Source organism: Parafannyhessea sp. (assembly GCF_051876455.1).
GTDB lineage: Bacteria > Actinomycetota > Coriobacteriia > Coriobacteriales > Atopobiaceae > Parafannyhessea.
This window is the reverse complement of sequence record NZ_JBJEHW010000005.1, coordinates 5309-29825: the sequence shown is the minus strand read 5'-3', so window position 1 is coordinate 29825 and position 24517 is coordinate 5309. Positions and strand designations below refer to the sequence as shown.

Annotated in this window: 22 protein-coding genes; all 22 read right to left on the bottom strand. The window is 68.2% G+C overall.

The window, feature by feature from the left end:
• Positions 1-245 precede the first annotated feature (245 nt).
• On the bottom strand, positions 246-1436 hold the full coding sequence (locus ACI38Z_RS00350) for a purine-nucleoside phosphorylase (protein WP_439788204.1): 1191 nt from the start codon (positions 1434-1436) through the stop codon (positions 246-248).
• 189 nt (positions 1437-1625) lie between these two features.
• Positions 1626-2630, bottom strand: a complete 1005-nt coding sequence (locus tag ACI38Z_RS00345) for a hypothetical protein (RefSeq protein WP_439788203.1) — start codon at positions 2628-2630, stop codon at positions 1626-1628.
• A 189-nt stretch (positions 2631-2819) separates the two neighbouring features.
• Positions 2820-3401 (bottom strand): hypothetical protein, encoded by a 582-nt coding sequence (locus tag ACI38Z_RS00340; RefSeq protein WP_439788202.1) that lies wholly within the window; start codon positions 3399-3401, stop codon positions 2820-2822.
• Between the two features lie 21 nt (positions 3402-3422).
• Positions 3423-4199: an NYN domain-containing protein gene (locus tag ACI38Z_RS00335; RefSeq protein ID WP_439788201.1), complete on the bottom strand. Its 777-nt coding sequence runs from the start codon at positions 4197-4199 to the stop codon at positions 3423-3425.
• 3 nt (positions 4200-4202) lie between these two features.
• Complete coding sequence (locus ACI38Z_RS00330) at positions 4203-4679, bottom strand: hypothetical protein (protein WP_439788200.1); 477 nt, start codon at positions 4677-4679, stop codon at positions 4203-4205.
• A gap of 1 nt (position 4680) precedes the next feature.
• A complete protein-coding gene (locus ACI38Z_RS00325) occupies positions 4681-5742 on the bottom strand; it encodes an NAD(P)-dependent oxidoreductase (protein ID WP_439788199.1) in 1062 nt (353 codons plus the stop codon).
• A 26-nt stretch (positions 5743-5768) separates the two neighbouring features.
• Entirely contained in the window at positions 5769-6794 is a 1026-nt protein-coding gene (locus ACI38Z_RS00320) for a DegV family protein (protein ID WP_439788198.1), read from the bottom strand.
• 22 nt (positions 6795-6816) lie between these two features.
• On the bottom strand, positions 6817-7404 hold the full coding sequence (hpf, locus tag ACI38Z_RS00315) for a ribosome hibernation-promoting factor, HPF/YfiA family (protein WP_439788197.1): 588 nt from the start codon (positions 7402-7404) through the stop codon (positions 6817-6819).
• A gap of 169 nt (positions 7405-7573) precedes the next feature.
• Positions 7574-8536, bottom strand: a complete 963-nt coding sequence (locus tag ACI38Z_RS00310; protein ID WP_439788196.1) for a substrate-binding periplasmic protein — start codon at positions 8534-8536, stop codon at positions 7574-7576.
• Positions 8537-8871: 335 nt separating this feature from the next.
• On the bottom strand, positions 8872-9612 hold the full coding sequence (locus ACI38Z_RS00305) for a ComF family protein (RefSeq protein WP_439788195.1): 741 nt from the start codon (positions 9610-9612) through the stop codon (positions 8872-8874).
• Positions 9613-9729: 117 nt separating this feature from the next.
• Entirely contained in the window at positions 9730-10743 is a 1014-nt protein-coding gene (locus ACI38Z_RS00300) for a TatD family hydrolase (protein WP_439788194.1), read from the bottom strand.
• A complete protein-coding gene (gene rsmA / locus ACI38Z_RS00295; RefSeq protein WP_439788193.1) occupies positions 10743-11663 on the bottom strand; it encodes a 16S rRNA (adenine(1518)-N(6)/adenine(1519)-N(6))-dimethyltransferase RsmA in 921 nt (306 codons plus the stop codon). Before rsmA ends, ACI38Z_RS00300 begins: the two co-directional genes overlap by 1 nt.
• Positions 11664-11668: 5 nt before the next feature.
• Positions 11669-13273 (bottom strand): methionine--tRNA ligase, encoded by a 1605-nt coding sequence (gene metG / locus ACI38Z_RS00290; RefSeq protein ID WP_439788192.1) that lies wholly within the window; start codon positions 13271-13273, stop codon positions 11669-11671.
• A 164-nt stretch (positions 13274-13437) separates the two neighbouring features.
• Positions 13438-14310 carry a 16S rRNA (cytidine(1402)-2'-O)-methyltransferase gene (rsmI, locus tag ACI38Z_RS00285; protein WP_439788191.1) on the bottom strand — a complete coding sequence of 291 codons (873 nt, stop codon included), beginning with the start codon at positions 14308-14310 and terminating at the stop codon, positions 13438-13440.
• The gene (locus ACI38Z_RS00280; RefSeq protein ID WP_439788190.1) at positions 14307-15350 is read right to left on the bottom strand and encodes a glycoside hydrolase family 5 protein; all 1044 of its coding nucleotides are present in this window, start codon (positions 15348-15350) and stop codon (positions 14307-14309) included. The genes rsmI and ACI38Z_RS00280 overlap by 4 nt, the downstream gene beginning before the upstream one ends.
• 114 nt (positions 15351-15464) lie before the next feature.
• A complete protein-coding gene (locus tag ACI38Z_RS00275) occupies positions 15465-15725 on the bottom strand; it encodes a hypothetical protein (RefSeq protein ID WP_439788189.1) in 261 nt (86 codons plus the stop codon).
• A gap of 23 nt (positions 15726-15748) precedes the next feature.
• Positions 15749-17023, bottom strand: a complete 1275-nt coding sequence (locus ACI38Z_RS00270) for a DinB/UmuC family translesion DNA polymerase (protein ID WP_439788188.1) — start codon at positions 17021-17023, stop codon at positions 15749-15751.
• A 277-nt stretch (positions 17024-17300) separates the two neighbouring features.
• Entirely contained in the window at positions 17301-18947 is a 1647-nt protein-coding gene (gene ricT, locus ACI38Z_RS00265; protein WP_439788187.1) for a regulatory iron-sulfur-containing complex subunit RicT, read from the bottom strand.
• Complete coding sequence (locus ACI38Z_RS00260) at positions 18947-20059, bottom strand: ATP-binding protein (protein WP_439788205.1); 1113 nt, start codon at positions 20057-20059, stop codon at positions 18947-18949. The genes ricT and ACI38Z_RS00260 overlap by 1 nt, the downstream gene beginning before the upstream one ends.
• 31 nt (positions 20060-20090) lie before the next feature.
• On the bottom strand, positions 20091-20777 hold the full coding sequence (gene tmk / locus ACI38Z_RS00255) for a dTMP kinase (protein ID WP_439788186.1): 687 nt from the start codon (positions 20775-20777) through the stop codon (positions 20091-20093).
• Between the two features lie 9 nt (positions 20778-20786).
• Positions 20787-23426 (bottom strand): DNA topoisomerase I, encoded by a 2640-nt coding sequence (locus ACI38Z_RS00250; protein WP_439788185.1) that lies wholly within the window; start codon positions 23424-23426, stop codon positions 20787-20789.
• A 158-nt stretch (positions 23427-23584) separates the two neighbouring features.
• Positions 23585-24388, bottom strand: coding sequence for a twin-arginine translocase subunit TatC (gene tatC / locus ACI38Z_RS00245; protein ID WP_439788184.1), 804 nt, complete (start codon positions 24386-24388; stop codon positions 23585-23587).
• Positions 24389-24517: the final 129 nt, after the last annotated feature.

Sequence of the window (24517 nt, the reverse complement as noted above, 5' to 3'; positions counted from 1 at the left end):
AGGTACAGCCTATGGAACTTGTGATTGCGCTCGTCAATCTGGCCACCGCAGTGGTCGGGCTGCTCAGCAAAGTCGTCAAGCCCAGGTCCAAAGCTCGAAGGAGGCGTCAAAAAACGCGCCGGTAGCGGCAACTACCGGCGTAAGCAATAACGGCGTCGCCTAGCCCACATCGAAGGCTTGCCGTTGGGTACATGATACCCCCGCCCAGAGACTTCCAAACCGATGGCAAGGGGACCATTCGTTTTCTACAGCAGGTGCAGGACACCCCTGACCAGGCGCTCGAAGTCGTCCGCGTGACGGTCGGCCTCCTCCAGCACGCTCTCGTGCGTGACGGTGGAATCGCCGGACTCATTGGCGGCAAGCGTCAGGCCGAGCACGTTCATGCCCAGCGCGTGCGCCATAATGACCTCGCACACCGTGGACATGCCCACGTAGCTCACGCCCAGGCCCTTGAGCATGGCGACCTCCGCCGGGGTCTCGAAGGTGGGTCCAAGCATGCCCGCATAGACGCCCTCCTCCACCGTGATGCCGGCATCGTCCGCCACGCCGCGCGCCAGCGTGCGCAGGTACGGCGTGTAGGCGTCAGCCATGCCCACAAAGGGCGTGTCAAGCTCGCGCACGTGGTCCCACTCAGCGAGCGGGTTCCTGCCTGTGAGGTTGATCTGGTCCGTCAGGATGCCCAGGCCCTTGTGCGCGTTGCCGGGGATGCAGCCGGTCGCGCACGCGAAGATGATGTCGCGGCAGCCCAGGTGGTGGGCATGGCGCACCAGAGAGGTGACCTCCGCGGCGCTGTAGCCCTGGTACAGGTGCACGCGACCGGGGTACACGACCACAGGCACGCCGTCGATGCTGCCGATGGTCGCCTCGAACTTGTGGCCGCTAATGGGGCGCGCCTCCTTGGGGAAGCCCTCGATCTCGTGATAGTCGATGCGGCGGACGGGCTTCACGAGCTGCGCCAGGTGGCCGAGCCCCGACCCCAGCACGATCGCGACCGGATGCTCGACGGACGGCCTGCAGCTTTCGACGACGTCTTCGGTAACCACGCAGATACCTTCTTCCTCCAAGAGGCGCGCAAACACGCCCGTGCCCTGGGTCAGCTTTCCCGTATACGTTCCATCGTAGATGACTCCCACGCCGCAGGAGGGGCTCTTCGCCTTCAGAATCGCAAGCGGCGCGGGATGTGCGTGCACCTTGTCGAGGGAGATCCGCGCGCCGCGCGCAAAGTCGTCCGTCACGTCCGTGCCGTCGCGCAGCATCACGCGGCCGTCGCGCTGCTCCGCGGGCGGGCGCGGAACGGGCAGCCCGCTGGCGGATTCCGGGCACACGCCCACCACGTCCACCTTGCCGCACAGCTCGCGCACGGCGGCGTTGGGCTTCGCTCCCCCGTCGTACCGGCACGCGGTGCCGCGCAGGCACTCGCTCACTATGACGCGCATGGCCACCTCCCCCGTAAGGTCTGCCAACGATTATGGCACGACCCCCGAACGAGAAAAACCGCCGCCTCGGTCGGCGCTGCCTCGGGCACGCCCGCGGCATACGGAACGAGGGCCCCGGAACTTCCGAGGCCCTCGCGAGGATGGCTCATGTCCTTCTCGCCCGCGGTGGGCGTTGTGGGTGTGCCGCCCTTAGGCGACCAGGGAGACCATGTTCACCTTGGCGTTGCAGAGCAGCTTGTTGACGTAGTTGGTCCACTCGGTCGTGATCTTGGTCTGGTTGGTGGAGTACTCCTGGTACGCGACGTAGTAGGCAGCCTGCGCGGCCTCGTACGTGGCGGAGGTGGAGGTGATGGTGTAGCTCTTCAGAGCGGTCTCGTAGGTGCCGCCCTTGCCGGTCCAGGTGCCCTTGGAGGCATCCCACTCGTCGCCGGCGAGATTGATGATGTACTTGGCGTAGTCCGCGCTTGCGGTCTGGGTGTTGCCGTCGGAGGGAGCCGTGGGCGCCGTGGGGGCGCTGACGGACTTGGTCTTGACGACCTTGTTGCGCAGCTTCTGCATGAGGGCGGACTGCTTCACGAGCGCCTTGACCGTGGACTCGCTCATGCCGTAGTTGGAGGCGATGGTGGCGTAGTCGCTGGAGCCCAGCGTGGACTCGGCGTAGGACTTCATCTCCTTGGAGGAGACGGTGAGGCCCTTCTCCTTGGCGGCCTGCTCGATGATCTGGGAGCGCGCGTAGGACAGGACGCCGTCCGTGGACGGGATCTTGTACGTGCCGTCGCTCTGCTTCTGCGCGCTGAGCGAGGACGTGCTGTTGATGACGTCGCGCACGGTGACCTTGTAGGTCTTGCCCTTGTAGGTGTAGGTGGCCATCGTGGCGTCGAGGTCGCTCTTGGAGACGGTGGTCTTGCCGCTCACGGCACCGCTGCCGGAAGACGCGGCCCCGCCAAACGCGAAGTAGCCGATGCCCAGGCCGACGGCGAGCGCGACGATGGCGCACACCAGCGGCACCACGAACTTGGGAAGCGGCTTCTTGGCCTTGGGAGCGGCCTTCTTGGTCGACTTTGCGGCCTTCTTGGCAGCCTTCTTGTCGGACTTGTCGTTCTTCTCGCCAGCCTTGTCGGCCTTCTTGTCGGACTCTGCGGTCTTCTCGACCTCGTCCTTCTCGTCCTTAGCGTCCTTGGGAGTGGACTCCATGCTCATACCTCCAGAAACCGTGGGGCCGCATGGCCCTGACGACGAAACCACTTGACTCTACTACAAAACGCGCGCGGGCACCCTGCGATGCCCGCGTTCGCCACCCAGGCCACACGCTCTGTCAAAACATGAAGGCGACCTTATGGGAGAAGAACGTGCCCCCTACCGGCCGCCACGCCGCGGGTGCGGCTACTTCTCCGTCGCGGCGTCGATGATCTCCTGCGAGAGGCGCTTGACATAGTCGCGACCGTTCTTGGCGTCGAACGACACGCGCTCGACCAGCGCATCGCGCACCTTGTCGGATATCGTGCCGCGCGCGAACTCGCCCAGGGCCACCAGCATGTCGTGGTACTCGGGGTCGCCGTGGTAGCACTGCACGGACTCGGCCAGCAGCGGCCACACGGACTCGGAAAGGCGCGCGGAGTGGCTGCCCACCTCCGCGAGGAACTTGAAGGCCGCGAGCCTCACGATGGCGGAGTCCTCGTCGAACAGGGACGACTCCGCGCCCTCGAGGGCGCCCTCCGTCGCGTCCGCGTCCACGGTCGCGATCGAGGTGAGGGCCTCGAGCACCTGCCAGCGGGTCTGCGCCTCCGGGCGCTCGAGGGCGTCCACCAGGTCGCTCACGTAGGGCAGCACGGCCTCGGGGCTCGCCTTCGCGATGGCGGCCACGATCTTGGAGGCCTCCTGCCTGCCGCGGCGACGCGGCCCCCCGAGCTGGCTCACAAGCAGCTCCAGGCTCTTCTCGTCCGCGGTCTTGCTATCCTCTGCCATGGCGGCCTTCCTTCCTACGCGCTACTCGCGGAACCCGTCGACCATGACGGTCCCGCTCTTGCTGTCCTGATGAATGTCGATAAAGCCCAGCTTGGAGGCCTCGCGCAGCAGCGTGGAGAACGACCGGTAGCCGTAGCTGCGCTCCGAGAACTGCGGGCGCTTGCGCTTCATGGTGTCCTTGAGGCGCGACGCCAGGATGGCGCTGTCGCTTTCCGCCTGCAGTGCGTCGATGGTCTCGAACAGGAGCTGGTAGCAGGGGTGCTTCTCGGGCGCCACGCGCGACGCGAAGTCGGGCACGCCGCTCGTGTGCACGATGTCCTCGTAGAACAGGAACTCGTCGCACACCTCGGCCAGAAGCGGGCTCGTGGACTGCTTCATGCCCACGCCGATGACCGTCTTGCCAAACTCCTTCAGCTTGGTCACGAGGGGCGAGAAGTCCGAGTCGCCGGACAGGATGGCGAACGTGTCGATGTGGTCCTTCGTGAGGCACATCTCCATCGCGTCGACCGAGAGCCTGATGTCCGCGGAGTTCTTGCCCGTGTACGCGCGGTCCGGGATCTCGATCAGCTCGATGCCCAGCTCGTGCAGGGGCGTTATGGCGTCCTCGAAGCGCTGCCAGTCGCAGTACGCCCGCTTTGCGGTGATGCGACCCTTGTCTACCAGGCGCTCCAGGATGCGCTTCACGTCAGGCCTGGGGCCCGGCTCCTGGTGCCCGTTCTTCTTGCGCTTGCCGGTTCCAAGCGCGAGGTTCTCGTAGTCTATAAGAACTGCCAGAGAGCTCTGGCTGGATTCACTCATGTATCACTTGCCTTTCGAACGCTTGCGCGGCGCCCCCTTCGCCTTGTCGGGGCTCCCCTGGGGGGAGTCGTCCGCGACGCTGATGACCTCGGGCATGGGGGTGCCGTCCCTCTTGGCGCGACGCACGGCCTCGGCATGGCTGCCGTCCTGCGCGCGACGCAGCTGGTCCTTATTTACCCTAAAGGCCTTGTCGTGAAACTTCCACGGGCCCACGCTCTCGCCAAAGTCCATCTTGAGCGAAGCGATGGCGCCGGCCATCGCGCCTATGGGGATGCCCGCGACCAGCGTGAGGCCCGTGAGGCCGATGAGCGCGGACACGAGCACGCCCACGCCCAGGATCTTGAAATTGGCCATCCAGTACTCGCGCTTGGTGACGCAGCCCTTGGCGAGCTCGCTGCCGATGCGCACGCCGATGATGATGCCGAGCAGGAACAGCATCACGGCCACGATTGCGAGCGCGAAGGCTCCGTTGCCGCCCAAGCTATGCCTCCCCGTTCTGGCTCGCCGTGCGCGTGTGGCTCACGAGCTGCACGCGCTTGCCGCGTCCCGGCGCGGCTGCGGCACGGGAGGGCGCGTCCTTCTCGCCCGAGGCGTCCTTGTCCACGTAGCCGCCGTCATCCGCGTCCAGGAGCGACCAGTCGAGCCCGGCCGCCGTGGCCTCGCCCTCGTCCTGGTACAGGAGGGTGATCGCCTGCGTGCCCAGCTTGGAGCCGCCGATCTGGCACAGCACGTCGTACAGGTTGAACGCCGTGTCCGCGCCGGGCAGGTCCACGCCCACGTCCTCCGCGTCCCTGAGCGCGAGGCCGATGTCCTTGCGCATGTGCTCGCTCAGGAAGCCGGGGCGGTAGTCGCCCACCACGGACTTGGGCGCCAGCTTCTCCAGCGCGGCCGAGTCGCCCATGCCCTGGCTCAGCACGTCGACCACCTGGTCGAGGTCGAGCCCGGACTGGCGCGCCAGCGCGAGCGCGTCCGCATAGCCCACCATGCACGACGCGAGCGACACCTGGTTGCAGAGCTTGCAGGTCTGGCCGTCGCCCGGCCTGCCCAGGTAGTGGATGCTCCCCGCAAAGGTGTTCAGCACGGGGAGAAGGACCTTGGCATCCACCTCGGTGGCCCCCATCATGAGCGTGAGCGTGCCGTCCTCGGCACCCTGCTGGCCGCCCGTCACTGGGCAGTCCACGGCGTGCTTGTTCACGACCTCGGCGGCGTCGTGCAGCTCGCGCGCGAGCGTGGGCGAGCTCGTGGTGAGGTCGACCATCCAGGCGCCCTTGGGCGCGGCGTCCAGGATGCCGTCCTTGCCCAGGTAGACGTCCTCCACGTCGTTGGGGTAGCCCACCATGGTCAGGATCACGTCCGCGTCCCTTGCCGCGGCGGCGGGGGTGTCGGCCCAATGGGCGCCCGCCTCCACCAGGGGGTCGGCCTTCTCCTTGGTCCTGTTGTGGACCGTCAGGTCAAAGCCGGCGTCAAGAATGTGACGGGCGATCGGGGCACCCATGATGCCGGTGCCCACGAGCGCCACCTTGCGAACGCGAACGAATGCCATGTAAATCCCTTCGAGACGCGGCCGGGCTAGGCGCCCGCGCCGCCCTTCCTCACCTTGCGGGCGATCCTGTCCGTAAGGGACATCTTCTCCCTGCGGTCCGTGCCCCAGAACACCAGGGCCACCATGCCGGGGCCCACGTGGCTGCCCAGGATGGGCGACACGGTGCTGTGGATGATCGCCACGTCCTCGCAGCCCTTCTCCTTGCGGACCTCCTTCTCGAGCCAGTCCGCGTCCTTCTGGGCGTCCGTGCTCACGATCGCGAGCGGGAGCGTCGTGTCGTGGGCGTAGTTGTCGCGGAAGTCCTGCAAGATCGCGCGCAGGGCCTTCTTGCGGCCGCGGCACATGCCGCGCAGCGTGAGGGCGCCGTTGGTGTCATAGGACAGCTCGGGCTTGATGTCGAGCTTGCCGCCCACGTTGGCCGCCGCGGGGGGAATGCGCCCGCCCGCCGCCAGCGCGTCGAAGCTGTCAAGCGTGAAGTAGCCGTGCACGAAGTAGCGCGCGTCGCAGGCCCAGTCGTACAGCTCCTTGGCGGAGAGCCCGTTTGCCGCCTGGCGCACCACCTCGATGGCCAGCAGCTCGCCCGCGGCGGAGTCGCACTTGTTGTCCAGCACGTAGATCTCGAAGTCGGGATACTCCTTCTTCACCATCTCGGCCGCCTGGCGCGCCGCGTTGATGGATGAGGAGAGTCCCTCGGACAGGCCCATGTACATAGTGGGCGTGCCCTCCTCGGCCGCGCGCTTGAAGAACTCGTAGTACTTGCCCGGCGTGACCGCCGCGGTCTTGAAGTGCACGTCCGGGTGCTTGCGCATGTACTCGTAGAACTCGTGCGGGTCGCTGGTGCGCCACATGTCGTCCACGTGCTCGCCGTCGGGCCCCACGTACGAGAACGGGATGACCTCGACCCCAAGCTGCTCAACCACGCCGGGCGCGAAGTCCGACGTGGAGTCCACGATGATCCTGACGTTTCGCCTTTGATGATACGCGCGGCCGGCGCTTTGGACGCCGGCCGGCACGTCAGAGGCGTTGGTGGAAGAACCCTGCTTCTGATCCATCAGCTTATGACCTCGCTAAGCGTTACGCGTCCTCGGACTCGAGGCGCGGCTTGATGATTCCGTATCCTCCATTATGACGGTGGTAGATAACGTTCACCAGCCCGGTCGCAGCATTTTCAAACACGTAGAAGTCGTGTCCGAGCAGGTCGGTCTGCACAAGCGCCTGCTCCTCGGTCATCGGCTTGAGGTCGATGTACTTCTCGCGAACCAGCACGTCGTCGTCCTCGGGCTCCTCCGGGGTCGGCTCGATCAGGTCCGCCAGGTCCTTCACGTGCTCGGGCTCCGAGATGACCGCGCGCTGCTTCTTGTCGATCACGCGGGTCTTGTACTTGCGGAGCTGGCGGGTGACCTTCTCGGCCGCCTCGTCGATGGCCGCGTACATGTCGGAGCTGCTCGCCTCCACGCGCACCACGTAGTCGCGCACGAAGACCGTGACCTCGCACATCTTGCGGTCGGGGTTCGACGGGTTCTTGTCAACGCGCAGCACCACGTCGCAGCTCATGGGCTTGATATCGAATACCTTGAGCGCGTCGCCAACCTTCTCGTTCACGTGTTCCCGCATGGAGTCGGACACGGAGACCTTGCGCCCGGAAATCTTGATATCAGCCATCAGTGCCTCCCACTATCGCGTCTTCTGCTCTTTGGAGCACTTGCGTACCCTATTAATACCCAATGGTGCCGACGATCGCGTGTCATATTCGACAGTCGGTACGTTTCCGTAAAGATTGGGAAAAGCTCTGGACGCAGGCGAGAAGAACGCGTCGCCTCGCCCTCCGGCGCTAGATGCTCGCGGCGTTGGAGCCGGTCGTCAGCCCGCCGGCGCCCACGGACGCCGTCGTCCCGTCCGCCGTGTCCATCGTTCCCGCCGGGACGTTCTGCACCTGCGTGCTCGAGTCCAGGTTCTTCTGGCCGTTGACCCAGCGCTTGCGTATGAGGGCCATCACGCCGTTGCCGTCGATCTTCGTGAGGGCGCTCGTCAGGGCCTTGGACAGCTCCGCGTTGTCGCTCGAAACGGCCACGCCGCGCTCAACCGGGGCGTCGAGCGTGCCCGCAAAGCTCGCCTCGGGATAGCTTTCCTGCAGGTAGAAGCCACAGTAGGCGTCGCAAAGCACGTAGTCCACCTTGCCGGACGTGAGCGCCGCAAAGGCGGAGTTCAGGTCGTCGTAGCTCTTGACGGTCATCGTGAGGCCCGTCTTGCCGAGCGCGGTCTGCGACACGGACGCCGCCTGCACGCCCACGGTCTTGGACGAGAGGTCCTCCACCTTGGCCACGCCCGTGCTCCCGTTGTGGAAGAACGCGGACGCCGTCTGCACGTAGTTGCCCACGACGCTCGAGCCGCTCACGTCGCCCTTGGAGGCACCCATCACCACGTCGCACGAGCTGCCAAGCTTTGCCGAGTCGGAGCTCACCTTCACGAAGCGGACCTTGAGCCCCAGCTCGTCCGCAAGCGCCTCCGCCACGTCCACGTCGATTCCGTACGCCTTGCCCGACGCCTCCACAAAGAGCGGCGCACCTTCGGAGTCCGGGTCGATGCCCACCGTGAGGTAGTTCTTCTCGACCGTGTTCGTGACCTTGGGGGACAGCGCCGCCGTCTTCTTGGCGAGTGACTCGGCCACGCTCGCCTGCGTGCCGCCCAGCTGCGAGAGCGGGTTGGAGCACCCCGCGAGCAGCACCGCAAGCGACGCCGCCGCCGTGGTGCAGAAGGTCCTGCGGCTGATGGCTCGTGCGTCTGCTCTTCTCATCGTGCTACCTCGCGTTCCGTCGTGGTCCAGGCGTCCCACCCAGCTGACCTGGTATTTGACCCCACACTCGCGCACCGGGGCCGTCGCTTCGGGGCTGCTCGGCCCCCCACTGTTGGCCCTCTCGCCCGTGGGGCCGGATGCCCCAAATGTGGCGGGCGGTGCGACTTGCTTCTAGGACGAGCCATGCTCGCTCGGCCGCGCACGCCCGAGCTTACGTGGATCCCTTTGGCCTCGTCTGCCATGGACTAGGGGACTGGCCCCGCAACCACAGACCTGGATGGAACGTCCCGAGTATACCAATTCTCGTTGTATTTACGCACGTCGGCGGTCCAGAACTACCACACACGGGCCAATGCGCATGCGCTCACCTCCCCCGCGCCGCGCCGCAGGAGCGCCCGAGCGGCCTCGCGCGCCGTCGCGCCCGTGGTGATCACGTCGTCCAGGAGCAGCAGGTTGAGGCCCCGCACGTCGTCCACCACGTCCACCGATCCCGCCAGGTTGAGCGCGCGCTCGCTTCGCCCAAGCTCGCGCTGGTCCCGCGCGGAGCGCCTGGCCAGCACGTCCACGAGCGGTAACCCCGCGGCGGCCGAGAAGTGCGCGGCCACGCGCTCCATGTGGTCGAACCCGCGGCGGGCGTAGGCCTCGGCCGTGGCGGGGACGAAGCACACGCCGTCGAGCGCCGCCGCGTCGAAGCGCGGCCGCCCGTCCGCGCGGGGCCAGGCGGAGGCCTCCTCGAGCGAGGTCAGCATGGCCGCCGCGATCACGGGCGCCATGCGCCGCTCCCCCTCGTCCTTGTAGCAGGTAATCATGCGCGCCGCCACGCCAGAGAACGGCAGGCAGCACACGGTGGTGGCCAGCTCCCAGTCGCGCTTGCACTCCGTGCAGGTGAGCCATCCAAACGGCGCGCCGCACACGGGGCACGCCCACCGCTGCTCGATCCACGGCATCCGGCTGCGACAGTCCCCGCACAGAAGCTCCCCGGGCATGTCGCAGCCCACGCAACGCGTAGGCCACAGGAGCTCCTGGATGCCCTCCGCGGCCTCCGCGCAAAAGTCTTGGTATCCCAAAACGCACACGACCCTCCGGCGCTAGGCGCGGGGGGTCGCGGTGTGGCTTCATGATAGCACCCTGCGGACGCGCAGTCCATGGCCTGACGTGGGAAAAGGCGCGCTTTCGGCGCCGCCGGGGCGCCGCTACGGACGGTGGGCGAGCAGCTCGTTCGCGTTTCTCCAGCAGGCGTCGTACGTGGCCTGGCGCGAGTGGCCCGCCTCGGCGCGGACGTCCGCCAGGCGGCTCACCGTGAGCGCGACCATGGCCGGCTCGCACTCCTCGCCGCGCAGCGGGACGGGCGCCATGTAGGGGGCGTCGGTCTCCGTCAGCAGGAGCCGCTCGGGGCAGATGGCCGCCGACTCGCGGATGTCGTCCGAGCGGTTGAAGGTCATGGCGCCGCCAAAGGCGATGTGGCACCCAAGCTCCACGAAAGGCGCCATCACGTCGGGCCCCTGCGTGAAGCAGTGCAGGTCGCAGCCGCGGGCGGGGAGGCCCTCCTGGGACAGGACCCTGGCCGCGAGCACGTGCGCCGAGTTCTTCTCGTCCTCGGGGTTGTCGCGGATGTGCAGCTCGACGGGCAGGTCGCGCTCGTGCGCGATCCTCAGCTGCGCGCGAAACGCCTGCTCCTGCACGTCCGCGGGCAGCTCGTTGTAGGGGCCGAAGTCGAGGCCGATCTCGCCCACGCCCACGCAGCGCGGGCTGTCGAGAAGGACGTCGAGCCTGGCCAGCGCCTCGGCCGTGAGCTCGGCCGCGCCGTAGGGGTGGGCTCCGGCGACGATGCGCACGTTGTCCACGAGCGCGGGCACGTCCGCGGGGAACGCGGGCGGCACGAGGCCGTGCTCCGCGCACTCGTCCAGGCGCTGGGCGGCGCGCTCCACCTGCTCGTCCAGCCAGGAAAGCATCGCCTGTGCCGTGGGGAACTTGCGCGGGATCTCGTCGACCGGGTCGACGGGGACCACCAGCAGGCGCACCCCGGCGAGCGCCGCGCGGCAGATGGCGACGGACGCGTCATGCTTGTGGAAGCTCGTGAGGTGACCGTGCGAGTCCGCGATGGGCGCGAGCGGCACGGGGAGGGGCTTGGGACGGCCCTTGCGGTCGTGGAAGAGCTCGCCGTCCTCGAGCGTGAGGGCGTCCATGCCCAGGATCTCCTGCGGCATCAGCCCTCGCCTCCCGTGGGGAGCGCGGCCGCGAGGCGGATGAAGTCCGTCGTGCCGAGCTTCTCCGCGCGCGTGGTGGGCGCGATGCCCGTGGATTCGAAGGCCGCATCGAGCGCCTGCTTGGAGAAGCCCGAGGACGACATGGAGTTCCTGATGGTCTTGCGACGCTGCGCGAAGGCGGCGTCGATCACGCTCCTGGCATGGGCGAGCTGGGCCTCCGTCAGGGGGGCACCCGTCTGTGGGTCGAGTGCCAGCTCGCGGTCGATGCGCACGACCGCGGAGTCGACGTGGGGAGGCGGCATGAAGTTGCCGGGCGACACCTCGAAGCGGCCGGTGACGCGGCCGTAGAGCGAGAGCTTGGCCGTGTAGGCGCCGTAGGTCCTGCCGCCGGGTCGCGCGGAGATCCTGTCCGCGACCTCCGCCTGCACCATCACGACGGCGCGGCGGACGGAGGGCATCCGCTCGAACGTCTGGAGGATGATCGTGGCCGCGACCTGGTAGGGCAGGTTCGAGACGAGCATGGTGGGGCTGGGGTCGAGCCCCTCGATCCCGAGCGCGTCGACGGCCTCGCGCAGGCGCGGCGCGTCGACCTTGAGCGCGTCGCCCATCAGGAGGGCGAAGCGCTCGGAGTCGCGGGAGCAGGTCTCCCCCAGAACGGGCGCGAGCGTCCGGTCGGCCTCGACGGAGCACACGGCCCCGGCGTGGCGCAGCAGCGCCACGGTCAGGGTCCCGATGCCGGGTCCGACCTCAAAGACCACGTCCTTCTCGCCCAGCTCGGCGAGGTCGAGGATGCGCGTGATGACCGAGTCGTTGACCAGGAAGTTCTGCCCGAGGCGGTGCTTTGTGTAGAGCCCGAACTCGTCCAGGACCGAACGCGTCTGCGTGGGGTTGGCGAGCCAGGAGCTGGGCGCCTGCGCCATGGCCGCTACTTCTTGGCGAGGCGCGGGAAGAGCGCGTCGCCCTTGGTGACGGGGAGGCCGCCCTTGAGCTGGCCCCAGGCGCAGGCAGCGACAAGGTCGTCGCACTCGGCCTCGTCGCCGTGGCTCATGCGCGCGAGGGCCTCCGCGGAGGTCTTGGGCATGAAGGGCGCAAGCAGGTGCGCGCTGATGCGGATCGACTCGAGCAGGTTGAGGATGATGCGGACGAGCTCGCCCTCGCGGGCGGGGTCCTTCGCGACGTTCCAGGGCTCGGAGTCCTCGATGTAGTGGTTGGCGGCGTGGACGAGCTCCATCACGACGTCCTTTGCCTGGACGTACTCGATCTTGTCCATGTGCTCGCTGTAGCGCTGCTCGATGCCATCCGCCACGTCGTGCAGGGGGTTCTTCTCGTCCGCCCAGCCCTCGGGCACGAGCGGGCTCTTGCCGTCGAAGTACTTGGCGCTCATGTTGAGGGCACGGGACACCAGGTTGCCCCAGCTGTTCGCGAGGTCGGCGTTGTAGACCTGCTCCATGCGGCTGAAGCTTATGGCGCCGTCCTCGCCGGGGGTCACGTCCGTCATGAAGTAGTAGCGGTAGCCCTCGACGCCCAGCAGGTCGATGACCTCCTGCGGCGCGATCGCGTTGCCGCGGGACTTGGACATCTTCTCGCCCTGGCCGGTCTCCTCGTTCCTCACCATGAGGAAGCCGTGCGCGAAGACGTGCTCGGGCAGGGCCTCCTTGATCGCCATGAGCATGGCGGGCCAGATCACGCAGTGGAAGCGGATGATGTCCTTGCCGACGACGTGGAACTGCGCGGGCCAGCGGTAGGCGAGCTCCTTCTGGGCGGCCTCGCTCGGGTCGCCGTAGCCGACCGCGGTCATGTAGTTGAGGAGGGCGTCGAACCAGACGTAGGTGACGTGCTTCTCGTCAAACGGCAGCTTGATGCCCCAGTCGAAGCTGGTGCGGCTGACCGAGAGGTCCTGCAGGCCGCCCTCGACGAAGGTGCGCACCTCGTTCATGCGGAAGGAGGGCATGACGAAGTCGGGGTGCTCGTCGTAGAGCTTGAGCAGCCTGTCCTGGAAGGCGGAGAGCTTGAAGAACCAGGACTCCTCCTGCACGCGCTCCAACGGGCGGCCGCAGTCGGGGCAGAGGTGCTGTCCCTCGGTGTGGCGCTCCTCGTCCGCGTGCGCGACCTGGGTCTCCGTGAAGTAGGTCTCCTCGGGCACGCAGTACCAGCCGTCGTAGGAGCCCTTGTAGATGTAGCCGGACTCCTTCATGCGCTCCCACAGGTACTGGACCGCACGGGTCTGGCGCGGCTCCGTGGTGCGGATGAAGTCGTCGTTCGAGATCTCGAGCGTCTTCCAGAGGTCCTTGAAGAACGGCGCCTGGCTGTCGCACCACTCCTGCGGCTCCATGCCGTGCTCGTGTGCGGCCTCCTCGACCTTCTCGCCATGCTCGTCCATGCCCGTGAGGAACTTGACGTCGTAGCCCTTGGCACGGCGGTAGCGTGCCTGCACGTCGCACAGGATCGTGGAGTAGGCGGTCCCCAGGTGGGGCTTGGCGTTGACGTAGTAGATGGGCGTTGTTATGAAGAACGAGGGCTTGTCTGCCATGGCGTGGGTCTCCTCATGACGGAATGGATGGCTTTGGCGCCGCGAAACGTTAGTGCGGCGCTGACAATGGGCAATTGTAACTCAGACGTGGCATCCGGGGCCGCGGGCCATGCGGTCGCACATCTGCTCCACCCTAGGGTGGGCACGGGATGCGGGATCGGACGCTACTCCCCCTGCTGGCGCAGGATGGCGTCGTACGCCTGGGCCTTGCTGAGCGAGAAGTCCTTGGCAACGCGCTTGGCGAGCCTCGTCTTGGGCTCCCCCGCCTCGAGCCCCTGGCGTATGGCCTCCTCGATCGTGGCCGCGCCGGAGCGCGACGCCTGGCGGCGCCGGTCGAGCTCCTCCTGCGTGGGCGCGCCTATGATGATCACGCACTCGCCCCGCAGGTCCTCGCGGGCGGCAATGGCGGCCGCGAGCTCGGCCGAGGAGCCGCGCACGCACTCCTCGTGCAGCTTCGTGAGCTCGCGCACGAGTGCGACCTGGCGCTCCGGGAACACCTCCGCGATGCGCCCGAGCGTCTGCGCCGCGCGATGCGGCGACTCGTACACGACGAGCGCTCCGGGAATGGGGGCGAGCTCCTCCAGGCGCTCGCACATGGCACCCGCCCTGCGGGGCAGGAAGCCCTCGAAGAAGAAGTGCTCCATGGGAAGCCCCGACGCGACGAGCGCGCAGATGGCAGCCGACGGACCAGGGATGACCTCGACCCTGATGCCCCTGTCGAGCGCGGCGTCCACGAGCCTCTGGCCGGGGTCGGACACGCCCGGCATGCCCGCGTCCGACACGAAGGAGACGCGCTCCCCCGCCTCGAGGCGCGAGAGCGTGGGCTCGATCTTCTCGCCCAGGACGTTCTCGTCCGCACGCTGCAGCGGGACGTGGATGCCGAAGCGCGCGAGGAGCTTGCTCGTGACGCGCGTGTCCTCGCAGAGCAGCAGGTCGGATGACCTGAGCGTCTGGAGCACGCGTGGCGAGGCGTCATCGAGGTTGCCGATGGGCGTGCCGACCACCGAGAGCACGCCCGCCCCCTCGGCCGCCGTCACGAGAGCATCCTTCGCTCGAAGGACGCGAGCGAGATGCGCGCGTCCCAGCTCGAGAGCTTGCCGTCCGTCTTCCACGTCTGGTAGAACCAGCCCGCGCAGTCGCGGAACGCGGCGAGCTGCTCGGAGATGTAGACGCGCTCGAGCGCGATGCGACCCTCCGGCGTCGTCATGGAGTCCGCGAACGGCAGCGCCGCCGACCACTTGCCGACCATGACGGGGAGGCCGCTCCTGCGCGCGGCGCGAAGGGACTTCTGGGACTTGTTGACCAGCGCGCGGACGCCGGCGGGCCCTGCGGTCTTCACGTCGTCCGTGTAGTGGTAGAGATGGCAGTCGAGCCAGACGTTCTTGTAGCGGTCGTGCGCCATGAAGTGGCGCCACGAGGCAGGCTCGTGCGCAGCGGGAATGATGACGCGCAGGTCGTCGCCAGCCTCGCGGCGGATGGCGTCGTACGCGTCGCGATAGTAGTTGCGGAGCCGGTGGATGGGCACGCCATCCGTGAGCGTGAGGCCGTGACGGACCTGGGCTACGGGCGAGTCCGCGACCTCGATGCCGGCGAACGACACGCGCGTGGCATAGCGCTTGGCGAGCATGCCGAGGACGGCGATCATGTCGTTGCGGTAATGGCCGAAGTCGCTGTGGTTGCGTACGAGCGACGTCTGGTCACTCGCCGCTCCGGGCGCGATGTCCAGCACGAGCACGAGGCTGAGGTTGATGTCATCCGCCCAGTCGAACGCCTTGTCCACCTGGGCGATGCAGCCCAGGAAGGGGCCGGCGTCCGGCCCGTCGTCCCCGAAGACGTACCAGGGGACCGGGAGGCGCACGGCGTTGAAGCCGCGTGCGGCGATGTGCGTGAAGTCCGCCTGCTTGACGAAGTTCGCGCGGTGCTCACGCACGAGGTCGCGGTAGTGGGTCTTGCCGAGCGAGGTGACGAGGCTCTCCTCGTCCAACGCGCCGGAATCCGCAAACAGGACGGGGGACACCCATGGCTCGAGCGTGAGCCAACCGCTGAGGTTCACCCCGTGCAACGCCCTTTCAGCCATCTGACCTCCATCCCCGCTGGTAACCGCTTTGGTTCGAGTATACCCGCTCTTCGGGACACAAATTTGACAGTAAGCTTTTCTCGCCCATACGCCACCGACCGCCCGTCGGCGGCGCTAGCCGGGGTACGTTGGGGGAACCTTTGCCTCCACGAACCAACGGGGTCCCTCGAAGTAGAGGTAGGTGCTCCTTCCCCCTATCCTCACGGTGTAGCGCATGCCCGTCCCTCCCGTCCTGAGCGAGTGTGCCTGCCTGCAGTCGAGCACGCGGTCTATGTCGTAGCGCGTGCCGTCGTCCCACACGACCACCAGGGGCCGCGTCTTGCCCTCCGCGTCGGTCTTGGAGATGACCTCCACGTAGTGCTTCTTCCTCTCCACGATGCCATCCAACGCAGGTCACCTCACGCGAAGTAGGAGACCGGATGCGTGAAGTGGTCGCGCTCGGGATCGAGCCCCGAGAGGCGGGGGTCCGTCAGCTCGGACGCGCGACGCACCGCATGGTTGCCGAAGCGGTGCCTGAGCTCGTCTATGGACTCGTCGAGGGCACGGCGCCTCAGGCGACCGGCCTCTATCCCCTCGAGGTCGAGCTGCACGGGCCCCGTCGCTGGCACGAGGTTGGACGCGCGGACACCGATCGCCCTGATCTTCTCGTACCTGAAGTCCCAGTCCGAGCACAGGAGGCTTGCCGCGAGCGAGCAGATCTCGCCCGTGATGTTGCTGGGCCGTGCGAGCGGGGCCTGCCTGCCATGGCACGCCAGGGTGCGGAAGTCGCGCCCCGTGGCGGAGACCGTCCGCGCCGCCAGCCCCAGCTGGCGCAGGCGCTGGGCCACGGACTCCCCCATGAGCCAGACGACCTGCCTCGCGGTGTGCGCGTCCTCCACGTCGAACGGGCAAGTTATGCCGTTGCCGACGCTCTTGACCTCATGGTCGATGTCCGTGACGGCGAGGTCGAGCGGCCGTACCGGGCTCGCGTCCCTGCCCTGGGCGAACGCCTGGACCACGAGCCCCGGCTTGCCCAGAAGGCGGCGTATGAGCGCACTGTCCGCCCGGGCGAGCTGGCCGATGGTCATGATGCCCAGGTGGTTGAGCTTGTGCTCCGTGGCCGGTCCCACGTAGAGAAGGTCGCCCACGGGCGCCTTCCACACGAGTTCGGTCGCGTTGTCCGGGAGCACCTCCATGTAGCCGTCCGGCTTGTCGTGGTCGCTCCCGAACTTGGCGAATATCTTGTTCCACGAGTAGCCGATGGAGCAGGTTATGCCCAGCTCGTGCTTGACGCGCGACGCGATGCTGGCTGCCACCGCGCGGACGTCCCCGTCCCAGAGATGGATGGACCCCGTGAGGTCGAGCCAGGCCTCGTCCGGACCGAACGGCTCGACGAGGTCCGTGTAGTCGTAGTAGATGCGCCGCGCGGCATGCGAGTAGCGGCGGTACAGCTCGTAGCGCGGGGGCACGATCACGGCGTCAGGGCAGACCTGGCGCGCCTGCCAGAGCGCCATCGCGGTCTTGACGCCACGTCGCTTTGCCTCGTAGCTCGCCGTGAGCACGATCCCGTGGCGCAGCTCCTCGTTGCCGCCCACGATGAGCGGGAGGCTCCTCAGCTCCGGTCGCTCGGCCTGCTCGACGCTCGCATAGAAGGCGTTCATGTCGCAGTGCAATATGATGCGAGATGTGTCCAACGCTCCTCCTCCGTCGGCTTCCATTTAAGAACATCTGTTCGTAGTTTGGAAGTGGCGGAGGACATTAATTCGGCGCGCACGCGGTGCCGCGCGGACGGTCGCGGATGTAAGCGCAGGTCGATGTGGGCAAGAAGAAAAACTCGAACACCTGTGCTAATTTTCGAACGGCGAGAAGGACGCAGACGGCGGGCCGCAACCCCCTCGGCAGACGATTCGGCCCCCGGCGCGCGACGTAGCGAGGCGCGCTGGGGGCCATGGATCCTACCTGGTCAGACGGCTATTCCGAGGCGGATGGCGAGCCGCCCGGCTTGCTGCCGTTGCCGTTGCCGCCGTTGCCGCTGGCTCCGCCGTTACCGCCGCTGCCGCGATGGCGACGGCGACGGCGCGGCCTGCCTTCGCCCTGGGCGTCGGTCGGACCGCTGTCACCGTTGCCGCCGGCACCCGCTCCGGCTCCCGGCGCGCCCGCGGCCTGGCCGCCGTGGTCGCCCGGACGGCGACGGCGCCTCGCACCCTGCTTCTGCGCGGTGCCGGAGCCCTTGCCAGACGCGCCCTCGGGCTTGGGGCCGCGCTTCTGGCGCTGGGAGCCGCCGGCCTGTGCGCCCGCGTCCTGAGCCTGGCCGTCGCCGGCGTTGTGGTGATGGCGCCTGCGGTGCATCCCGCCGTTGCGGGGCTGGTCGGACGCGTTCTTCTCCCCAGAACGACGCTCGCCGCGCGGCGTGGGGGCACCCGTCTGGGCGTCCTCGGCCTCCGCCTTCTTGCGGCGACGGCGGCGGGGCGTGCCCTCCTGCGCCGCCTCGTCCCCGGGAGCGGACGCGGGACGCGCGTGCTTGGGACGGGGCTTGCGACCGGCGTCCTCGGCCCGCGCGGCGCCGTTCGTCCCAGACGCCTGCTGGGCGGGCTGGCCCGCGCCGCGGCGACGGCGGCGGGGCTTGGTCTCCACGAAGATGTCCGAGTCGTCAAAGGTCTCCGCCGGGACCTTGCCCGACTTGCGGTCGAGCTCCGCCAGGGCCATCTGCACCTCGGGTGACTGCAGCTTCTCGAGCGCGGAGCGGGTCACGGTGTCGGGGCGGCAGGCACAGCCCAGCTCCTCGCTCTTCTTGTGCGCCGCGGGCGAGGCCTCCATGTCCGCCAGGGGCACCCTGATCTGCTTGCCGTTCTCGAGCCTGAGGCAGATCTGCTCCTTGGGGGTGTCGTACTCCACGATCTTGGCCTTGCCGAGCGGCGTCTCGATCACGGCGTTGCGCTTGGGCGCGCGGCTCTTGAAGTCGCGGTAGGCCTCGAACTCGTAGCGCAGGCAGCACATGAGGCGGCCGCACGCGCCGGAGATCTTGGACGAGTTGAGGGGCAGGTCCTGCTCCTTGGCCATGCGGATCGAGACCGGCTCGAAGCGCCTGCCAAAGCGCGTGCAGCACAGCTCCTGGCCGCAGTGGCCGAAGCCGCCCACGATCGCAGCCTCCTCGCGCACGCCGATCTGGCGCATGTCCACGCGCTCGTGCAGCTCGCGCGAGAGGTCGCGCACGAGCTGCCTGAAGTCGACGCGGTCCTCGGCCGAGAAGTAGCAGACGACCTTGCCGCCGCCAAACAGGTACTCCACGCCCACGGGCTTCATGTCGAGCCCGGACTCGTGGGCGAGCCGCTTGAACGTGGGGAAGGCCTCGTCCCCGCGGTCCGCGAGCATCTCGGCCCGGTCGAGGTCCTTCTCGCCCGCCACGCGGATGACGGGCTGGAGCCTTCCGGACTCGCCTATGACCTCGCGGAGGTGCTCCTTGCTGACCTCCATGGGGTCCATCGTGGCGAGGCCGATCTCCTGGCCGCGCTCCGTGGCGCATATGACGTGGTCGCCCTCCTGCGCGCCCGACTTTGCCGGGTCGAACCACAGGTCATGGGCGGCATACTTGAACTTCACCGAGAGTACGGTGGGCATTAAAGTGCCTCCTTGACGGAAAGCAGCATGACCTCGAGGGCCAGCTGGGGTGTGACGTTGTGAAGGATGTCATCGGCCGCGTGGCGCACCGCCTCGAGCGCGCGCACGACCCCCTCGGTCGTGGCGTGCGCGGCCAGGCGGTCCACGATGTCCGCGGCATCCTCGTTGGTTATCGCCTCTGGGACGCCCTCGCAGCGCAGCAGCACGTCCCTCAGCAGGGACTCCGCCGCGGCGAGTGCCTCCATCATACCCGAACGCTCCCGAGCGGTGAGTTCGCGCTTGTTGGCGTCCTCAAGCTGCTTCATGGCGGACCTGCCCAGGTAGTCCGCGCTCTCTCCCAGCGCAGCCTCCTGCTCGCTCTTGAGGTCTGCCAGCGGCGCGCGTGCGGCCTCCACGATGGCCTTGGCGGAGCGGAGCACGTCCCAGCTGTCATCGCGGGCGAGCTCGCCCAGCGTGCGCACCACGAGCCGTCGCGCCTCGCGCCGGCCCGGGCTCGCCAGGAACTCCGCCGCGCCCTTGGGCGTGTGCGTGACCGCAAGGGCGATGCGCGCCTCCGCACCACCGATGCCGGAGATCCGCTCGACCGCGCGCTGCGCCGCGTCGGGCGACACGATGGCGAAGGGAATCTGCTGGCAGCGCGACACGATGGTGGGCATGACCGAGGCCACGGACCGCGCGATTAGGATGAACATGACGCCCGCGGGCGGCTCCTCGAGGGTCTTGAGCAGCGCGTTTGCCGCGGCGCCGCGCAGGAGTCCCGCGTTGTCCAGAATGTAGACCTTCGCATGCGCGCGGATGGGCGCGCGCGAGACGTCCTCCGTCAGCTCGCGCACCTGCGACACCAGGTAGCCCGTGACGCTCTGCGGGCTGAGGTAGCGCACGTCGGGATGGGTGTGGTGTGCCACGCGGATGCACTCGTCGCAGCTGCCGTCGCCCCCGTTGGGGCACACGGCGGCCTGTGCCACGGCGTACGCGGCCTCGAGCATGCCGGAGCCCGGCGCCCCCACAAAGAGGTACGCGTGGCTCAGCCGCCCCTCGTCTATGGCGGCGGCAAGGAACTCCTGCACCCTGGGCTGCGAGGAGAGTCCCTCCAGCACCTTGGGCACGGGCATGGCGGCCGCGGCCGGCTTGGGCTTGGACGCGCTACCCACGGCGCACCCCCTCGCCCACGGGAAGCCCCAGCCCCGCCAGGGCCTCGTCCACGCGTCTGGCCACCTCGTCAGGCGTGCCAGAGGCGTCCACCACGCGCACACGGGCGGGATCCTCATCCGCAAGCCGCAGGTAGGCGTCGCGCACGCGCTGCTGGAAGGCCAGGCCCGCGGCCTCGATCCGGTCCGCGCCGCCGGACGCGCCCACGGCACGGCCCAGCGCCTCGCGCGCGGGAAGGTCGAGCACGAGCGTGCGGTCGGGCAGGACGCCGCACGAGCCCAGGGCGTTGCAGCTGCGCACGAGCTCGGCGGAGAGCCCACGGCCGCCGGCCTGGTAGGCAAACGTGGAGTCCAGGTAGCGGTCGCACACCACCACGGCGCCGCGCGCCAGGGCGGGCTCGACCACCTCGCGCACGAGCTGCGCGCGCGAGGCCTCGTACAGCAGGAGCTCGCACTCGTCGCACATGGCCCCGTTGGCGGGGTCGAGCAGGATGCCCCTGATCTTCTCGCCCACCGCGGTGCCACCCGGCTCGCGCACGCTCACCACGTCGAGCCCGGCCGCACGGAGGCGCTCCGCCAGGGCGCGGGCCTGCGTGGACTTGCCACAGCCGTCCACGCCCTCGAGCGAGAGGAACGTGCCCCCGCGCCCCGCGGGCGCGTGCGCTGCCGCGTCTGCCGTCATGGCCGCCACCTACTCCGCGTCCTTGGCGCTTGCCTTGGTCGCACGCTTGGCGGTGGACTTGGCGGCCGTCTTGCGGGTCGTCGACTTGGCGGCCGTCTTGCGCTTGGCGGTGGACTTTGTGCCCGACTTGGTTGCCTTGGTGCCCGACTTGGTGGCCTTGGTGCCGGACTTGGACGCGCCGCGGCCCTTGGCCTCGGCCTTCTTCTGCTTGGCGGGACAGTCCATGTTGACGCAGAGGCGCCACGGGCCGCGCTGTGTCACCACCTCCACGATGGGCGCGCCGCAGTCCGGGCAGACCTCGCCCGTGGCGTGCAGCTCGCCGCGCTGCGGGAGCGGGTAGCTCGTGCCGCACTCGTCGTAGTTGGTGCAGCGTATGAAGCGCTTGCCGGTGCGCTCGCTCTTGTGCGCCACCAGGTCGCCGTGGCGGCCGGCCGCCTTGCACGCGGCGCACTCGCCCACGATCACGTCGGGCTCGCGGTTGGTGGGGCAGGCGGGGTTCACGCACAGCTCGTAGGGCCGCTGCCTGAAGGGGTGCACCCTCACGCGCGGGGCGTGGCACACGGGGCACACGCCCTTCTCGCCCTCGATGGCCTGGATGCGGCCCTTGGGCACGGGGTAGGTCACGTCGCAGTCGGGCCAGCCCATGCAGCCTATGAAGTTGGAGTGGTTCTTGGCGGACGTCTTGAGCACCAGGTCCTTGCCGCACTTGGGGCACACGCCCACCTTGGCGTCCGCCGTGACGGCGTCCGCGATGGCCTCGCCCAGGTCCTTCTGGTGCTCGATGAGCGGCCCCACCATGCTCGCGAGGAGGGCGCGGGAGTGGTCCACGACCTCGCGCTGGGTCTCCTCGCCCTCCGCCACCTCGGTCATGTCCTGCTCGAGCTCGGCCGTCATGTCCGGGCTCGTGATGTGCGGCGCGTACTTGGTGAGCGCCTCGATCACGGCGATGCCCAGCTGGCTGGGCTCCACGGGGTCGTTGCGCAGGTACTTCACGTCGTACAGGCGCTGGATGATGCTCGCGCGCGTGGACTTGGTGCCCAGGTTGCGCTTCTCCATCTCCTGGATGAGGCGGCCCTGGCTGTAGCGCGCGGGCGGCTCCGTCTGCTTGGCGTCGAGGTTCATGGTAAGCACGTCGCAGGCGTCACCCACCTCGAGCGCGGGCAGCTGCTCGTCCTTGCGCAGGCCGAACGGGTAGATCCGGCGGAACCCGGGCTTCACGAGCACCGTGCCCGACGCCGTGAGCGGCTCGCCCTCGGCCTCGAAGCTGAACTTGGTGCTCTCGCTCACGGACGGCTCCGAGAGCGTCGCCAGGAAGCGCCGCGCGATGAGGTTGTAGAGCTTCCACGCCGCTCCGTCGAGCCTGTCGGGGTCTGCCGCCGCGGTGGGATAGATGGGCGGGTGGTCCGTCGTCTCCTGCTTGCCGCGCGCCGCCACGAGCTTTGGCTGGGCGAGAAGGTCGTTGCACACCGCCCGGTAGTTTGGCACGGCCGCGAGCGTCTGCACGCACTCGCGCAGGTCAAGCGACTTGGGATACACCGTGTTGTCGACGCGCGGGTACGAGATGAGGCCGTCCATATAGAGCGACTCCGCCAGGCGCATGGTGCGCGCCGGGCTGATGCCCTCCCCCGCCGCCGCGGTCTGCAGCGACGTGGTGTTGAACGGCGCGGGCGGCTTGGTGGTGCGGCTCTTGCGCTCGATGTTGGTGACGGTCGCGACCTTGGCGTCCTTGAGGTGGGACCACGCGAGGTCGGCCTTCTGCCTGTCCTTGAAGCGCGCCGTGGCGTGCGTCACCTTGAAGCTGTCGGCCTCGTCCTTGTCGCCCGCGGGCGCCATCGTGCCCGAGATGACCCAGTAGTCCTCCGGTACGAACGCGTCGCGCTCGCGCTCCTTCTGGACCACGAGGGCGAGCGTGGGCGTCTGCACGCGGCCCGCGGAGCGGACGTTGCCCAGGCCGCCGCGGCGCGCGGTGGTGAGGTAGCGCGTGAGCACGGCGCCCCAGATGAGGTCGATGTACTGGCGGGACTCGCCGGCGTCGGCCAGGTCCTGGTCGAGGTCCACGAGGTTCGCGAAGGCATGGTCGATCTCGGCCTTGGTGAAGGCGGAGTAGCGTGCCCTCGAGACGGGCGTGTCCGGCGCGACCTCGCGCATCTGGCGCAGGGCGTCGGAGCCGATGAGCTCTCCCTCGCGGTCGAAGTCCGTGCCGATCACGATGGAGTCCGCCTTCTTGGCGAGGTTCTTGAGGGCACGGATGATGCCCTTCTCGGCAGGGAGCTTCTCGATGGGGGCCCAGACGAGGTACGGCAGGCTGAGCGGGCGCCAGCCCTTGATGTCCACGCCGTCCGCGAGGAAGGGCTTGCGCTTGGACTCGTAGGGCGGCTTGGCGAGGGAGTCCGGCAGATGGGCGGGCATGACCTCGCCCTCCTGCGAGACGGCCCACCAGCCGTCCTTCTTGCTGTAGTGGAGCTCGTTGGGGAAGTCCGGCGCCATGATGTGGCCGCGCAGGCCGATGGTGACCCAGTCCTCCCCGTCGTGCTTGAAGCGGTAGACCGGGGTGTCGTACACCTTGTCTGCCTTGGGCTTGCCCACCGTGCAGAGCAGGCGGGCTATCTGCTGGGCAGCGTCGTTCTTCTCGGTTACTACAAGCCTCAAATCCATCCCCCGTAGGCCGTCGTGTTCGTTCGCGCGGCACTGCGCCCTGGCGCCCGGCCGCGTCTTGCCGTTATACCCGAAGGGCGCCTTGCGGCGCCCGTGAGTCGGTGGATTGCATCAAATACTAGAGGTCCGCCACTTTACCAGACCGGTGGCCCCTAGGACTTTGACAGCTCCTCCTCGTACTTGTGGTCCTCGTACTCCTCGCGCGACCACTTGAGCGCCTCCTTGCCGTCGCGCGCGATGATCACGTAGCGCGCGATGCCGAGGGCGACCTCGTACAGGGCGATGAGGGCTGCGAACATGAGGATCATGGTGACGGGCGAGGCGTCGGGCGTGACGATGGCGGAGAGGACCATGAGGCCGACGTAGATGTAGCGCCACTGGGCGCGGAACGTCTTGTACGGCACGAGGTGCAGCACCGAGAGGTAGAAGATCACGAGCGGCAGCTGGAACGCGATGCCGAAGCCGATCTCGAGCAGCATCATGATGTTGAGGTAGTCCTCCGCGTTTGCAATCACGCTCGCGAAGTCGCTGGTCTGCTCGACCATCCAGCCGATGGCGGCTTTCTGGATCACGAGGTAGCAGAAGATCATGCCGAGGTAGAACAGGGCGACCATGGCCGCGACCGTGGGGACGACCCACTTGCGCTCGTTCTTCTTGAGCGCGGGGAGGAAGAAGGCCATGATTTCCCAGATGATGATCGGCGAGCAGACGATGCCCGCGAAGAACATGGCGATCTTGAAGCGGATGGTGAAGCCGCCGAGGACGGAGAGGACCGTGAGCTTGGTCCCGTGAGGGAGCGCGGAGCGAATGGGGTCCATCATGAAGTCGATGAGGACGGGCGTTGCGTTGTAGAGGACGACCGCCGTGATGATGAGCGACACCACGATGATGGTGAGGCGTCGCCTGAGCTCGCCGAGGTGGTCGGCGAGCGGCATGCGTGCTGGTCCGATGGGCATTACTCGTCCCTCCCGTCAGACGCGGCCCCTGCCGGGGCGTCGGCGTCGGAGTCTGCATCGAGGTCGGCATCGGAGTCGACGTCCGCGTCGGAGTCGACGGCGGCGTCGGAGGCGACGTCCGCGTCGGAG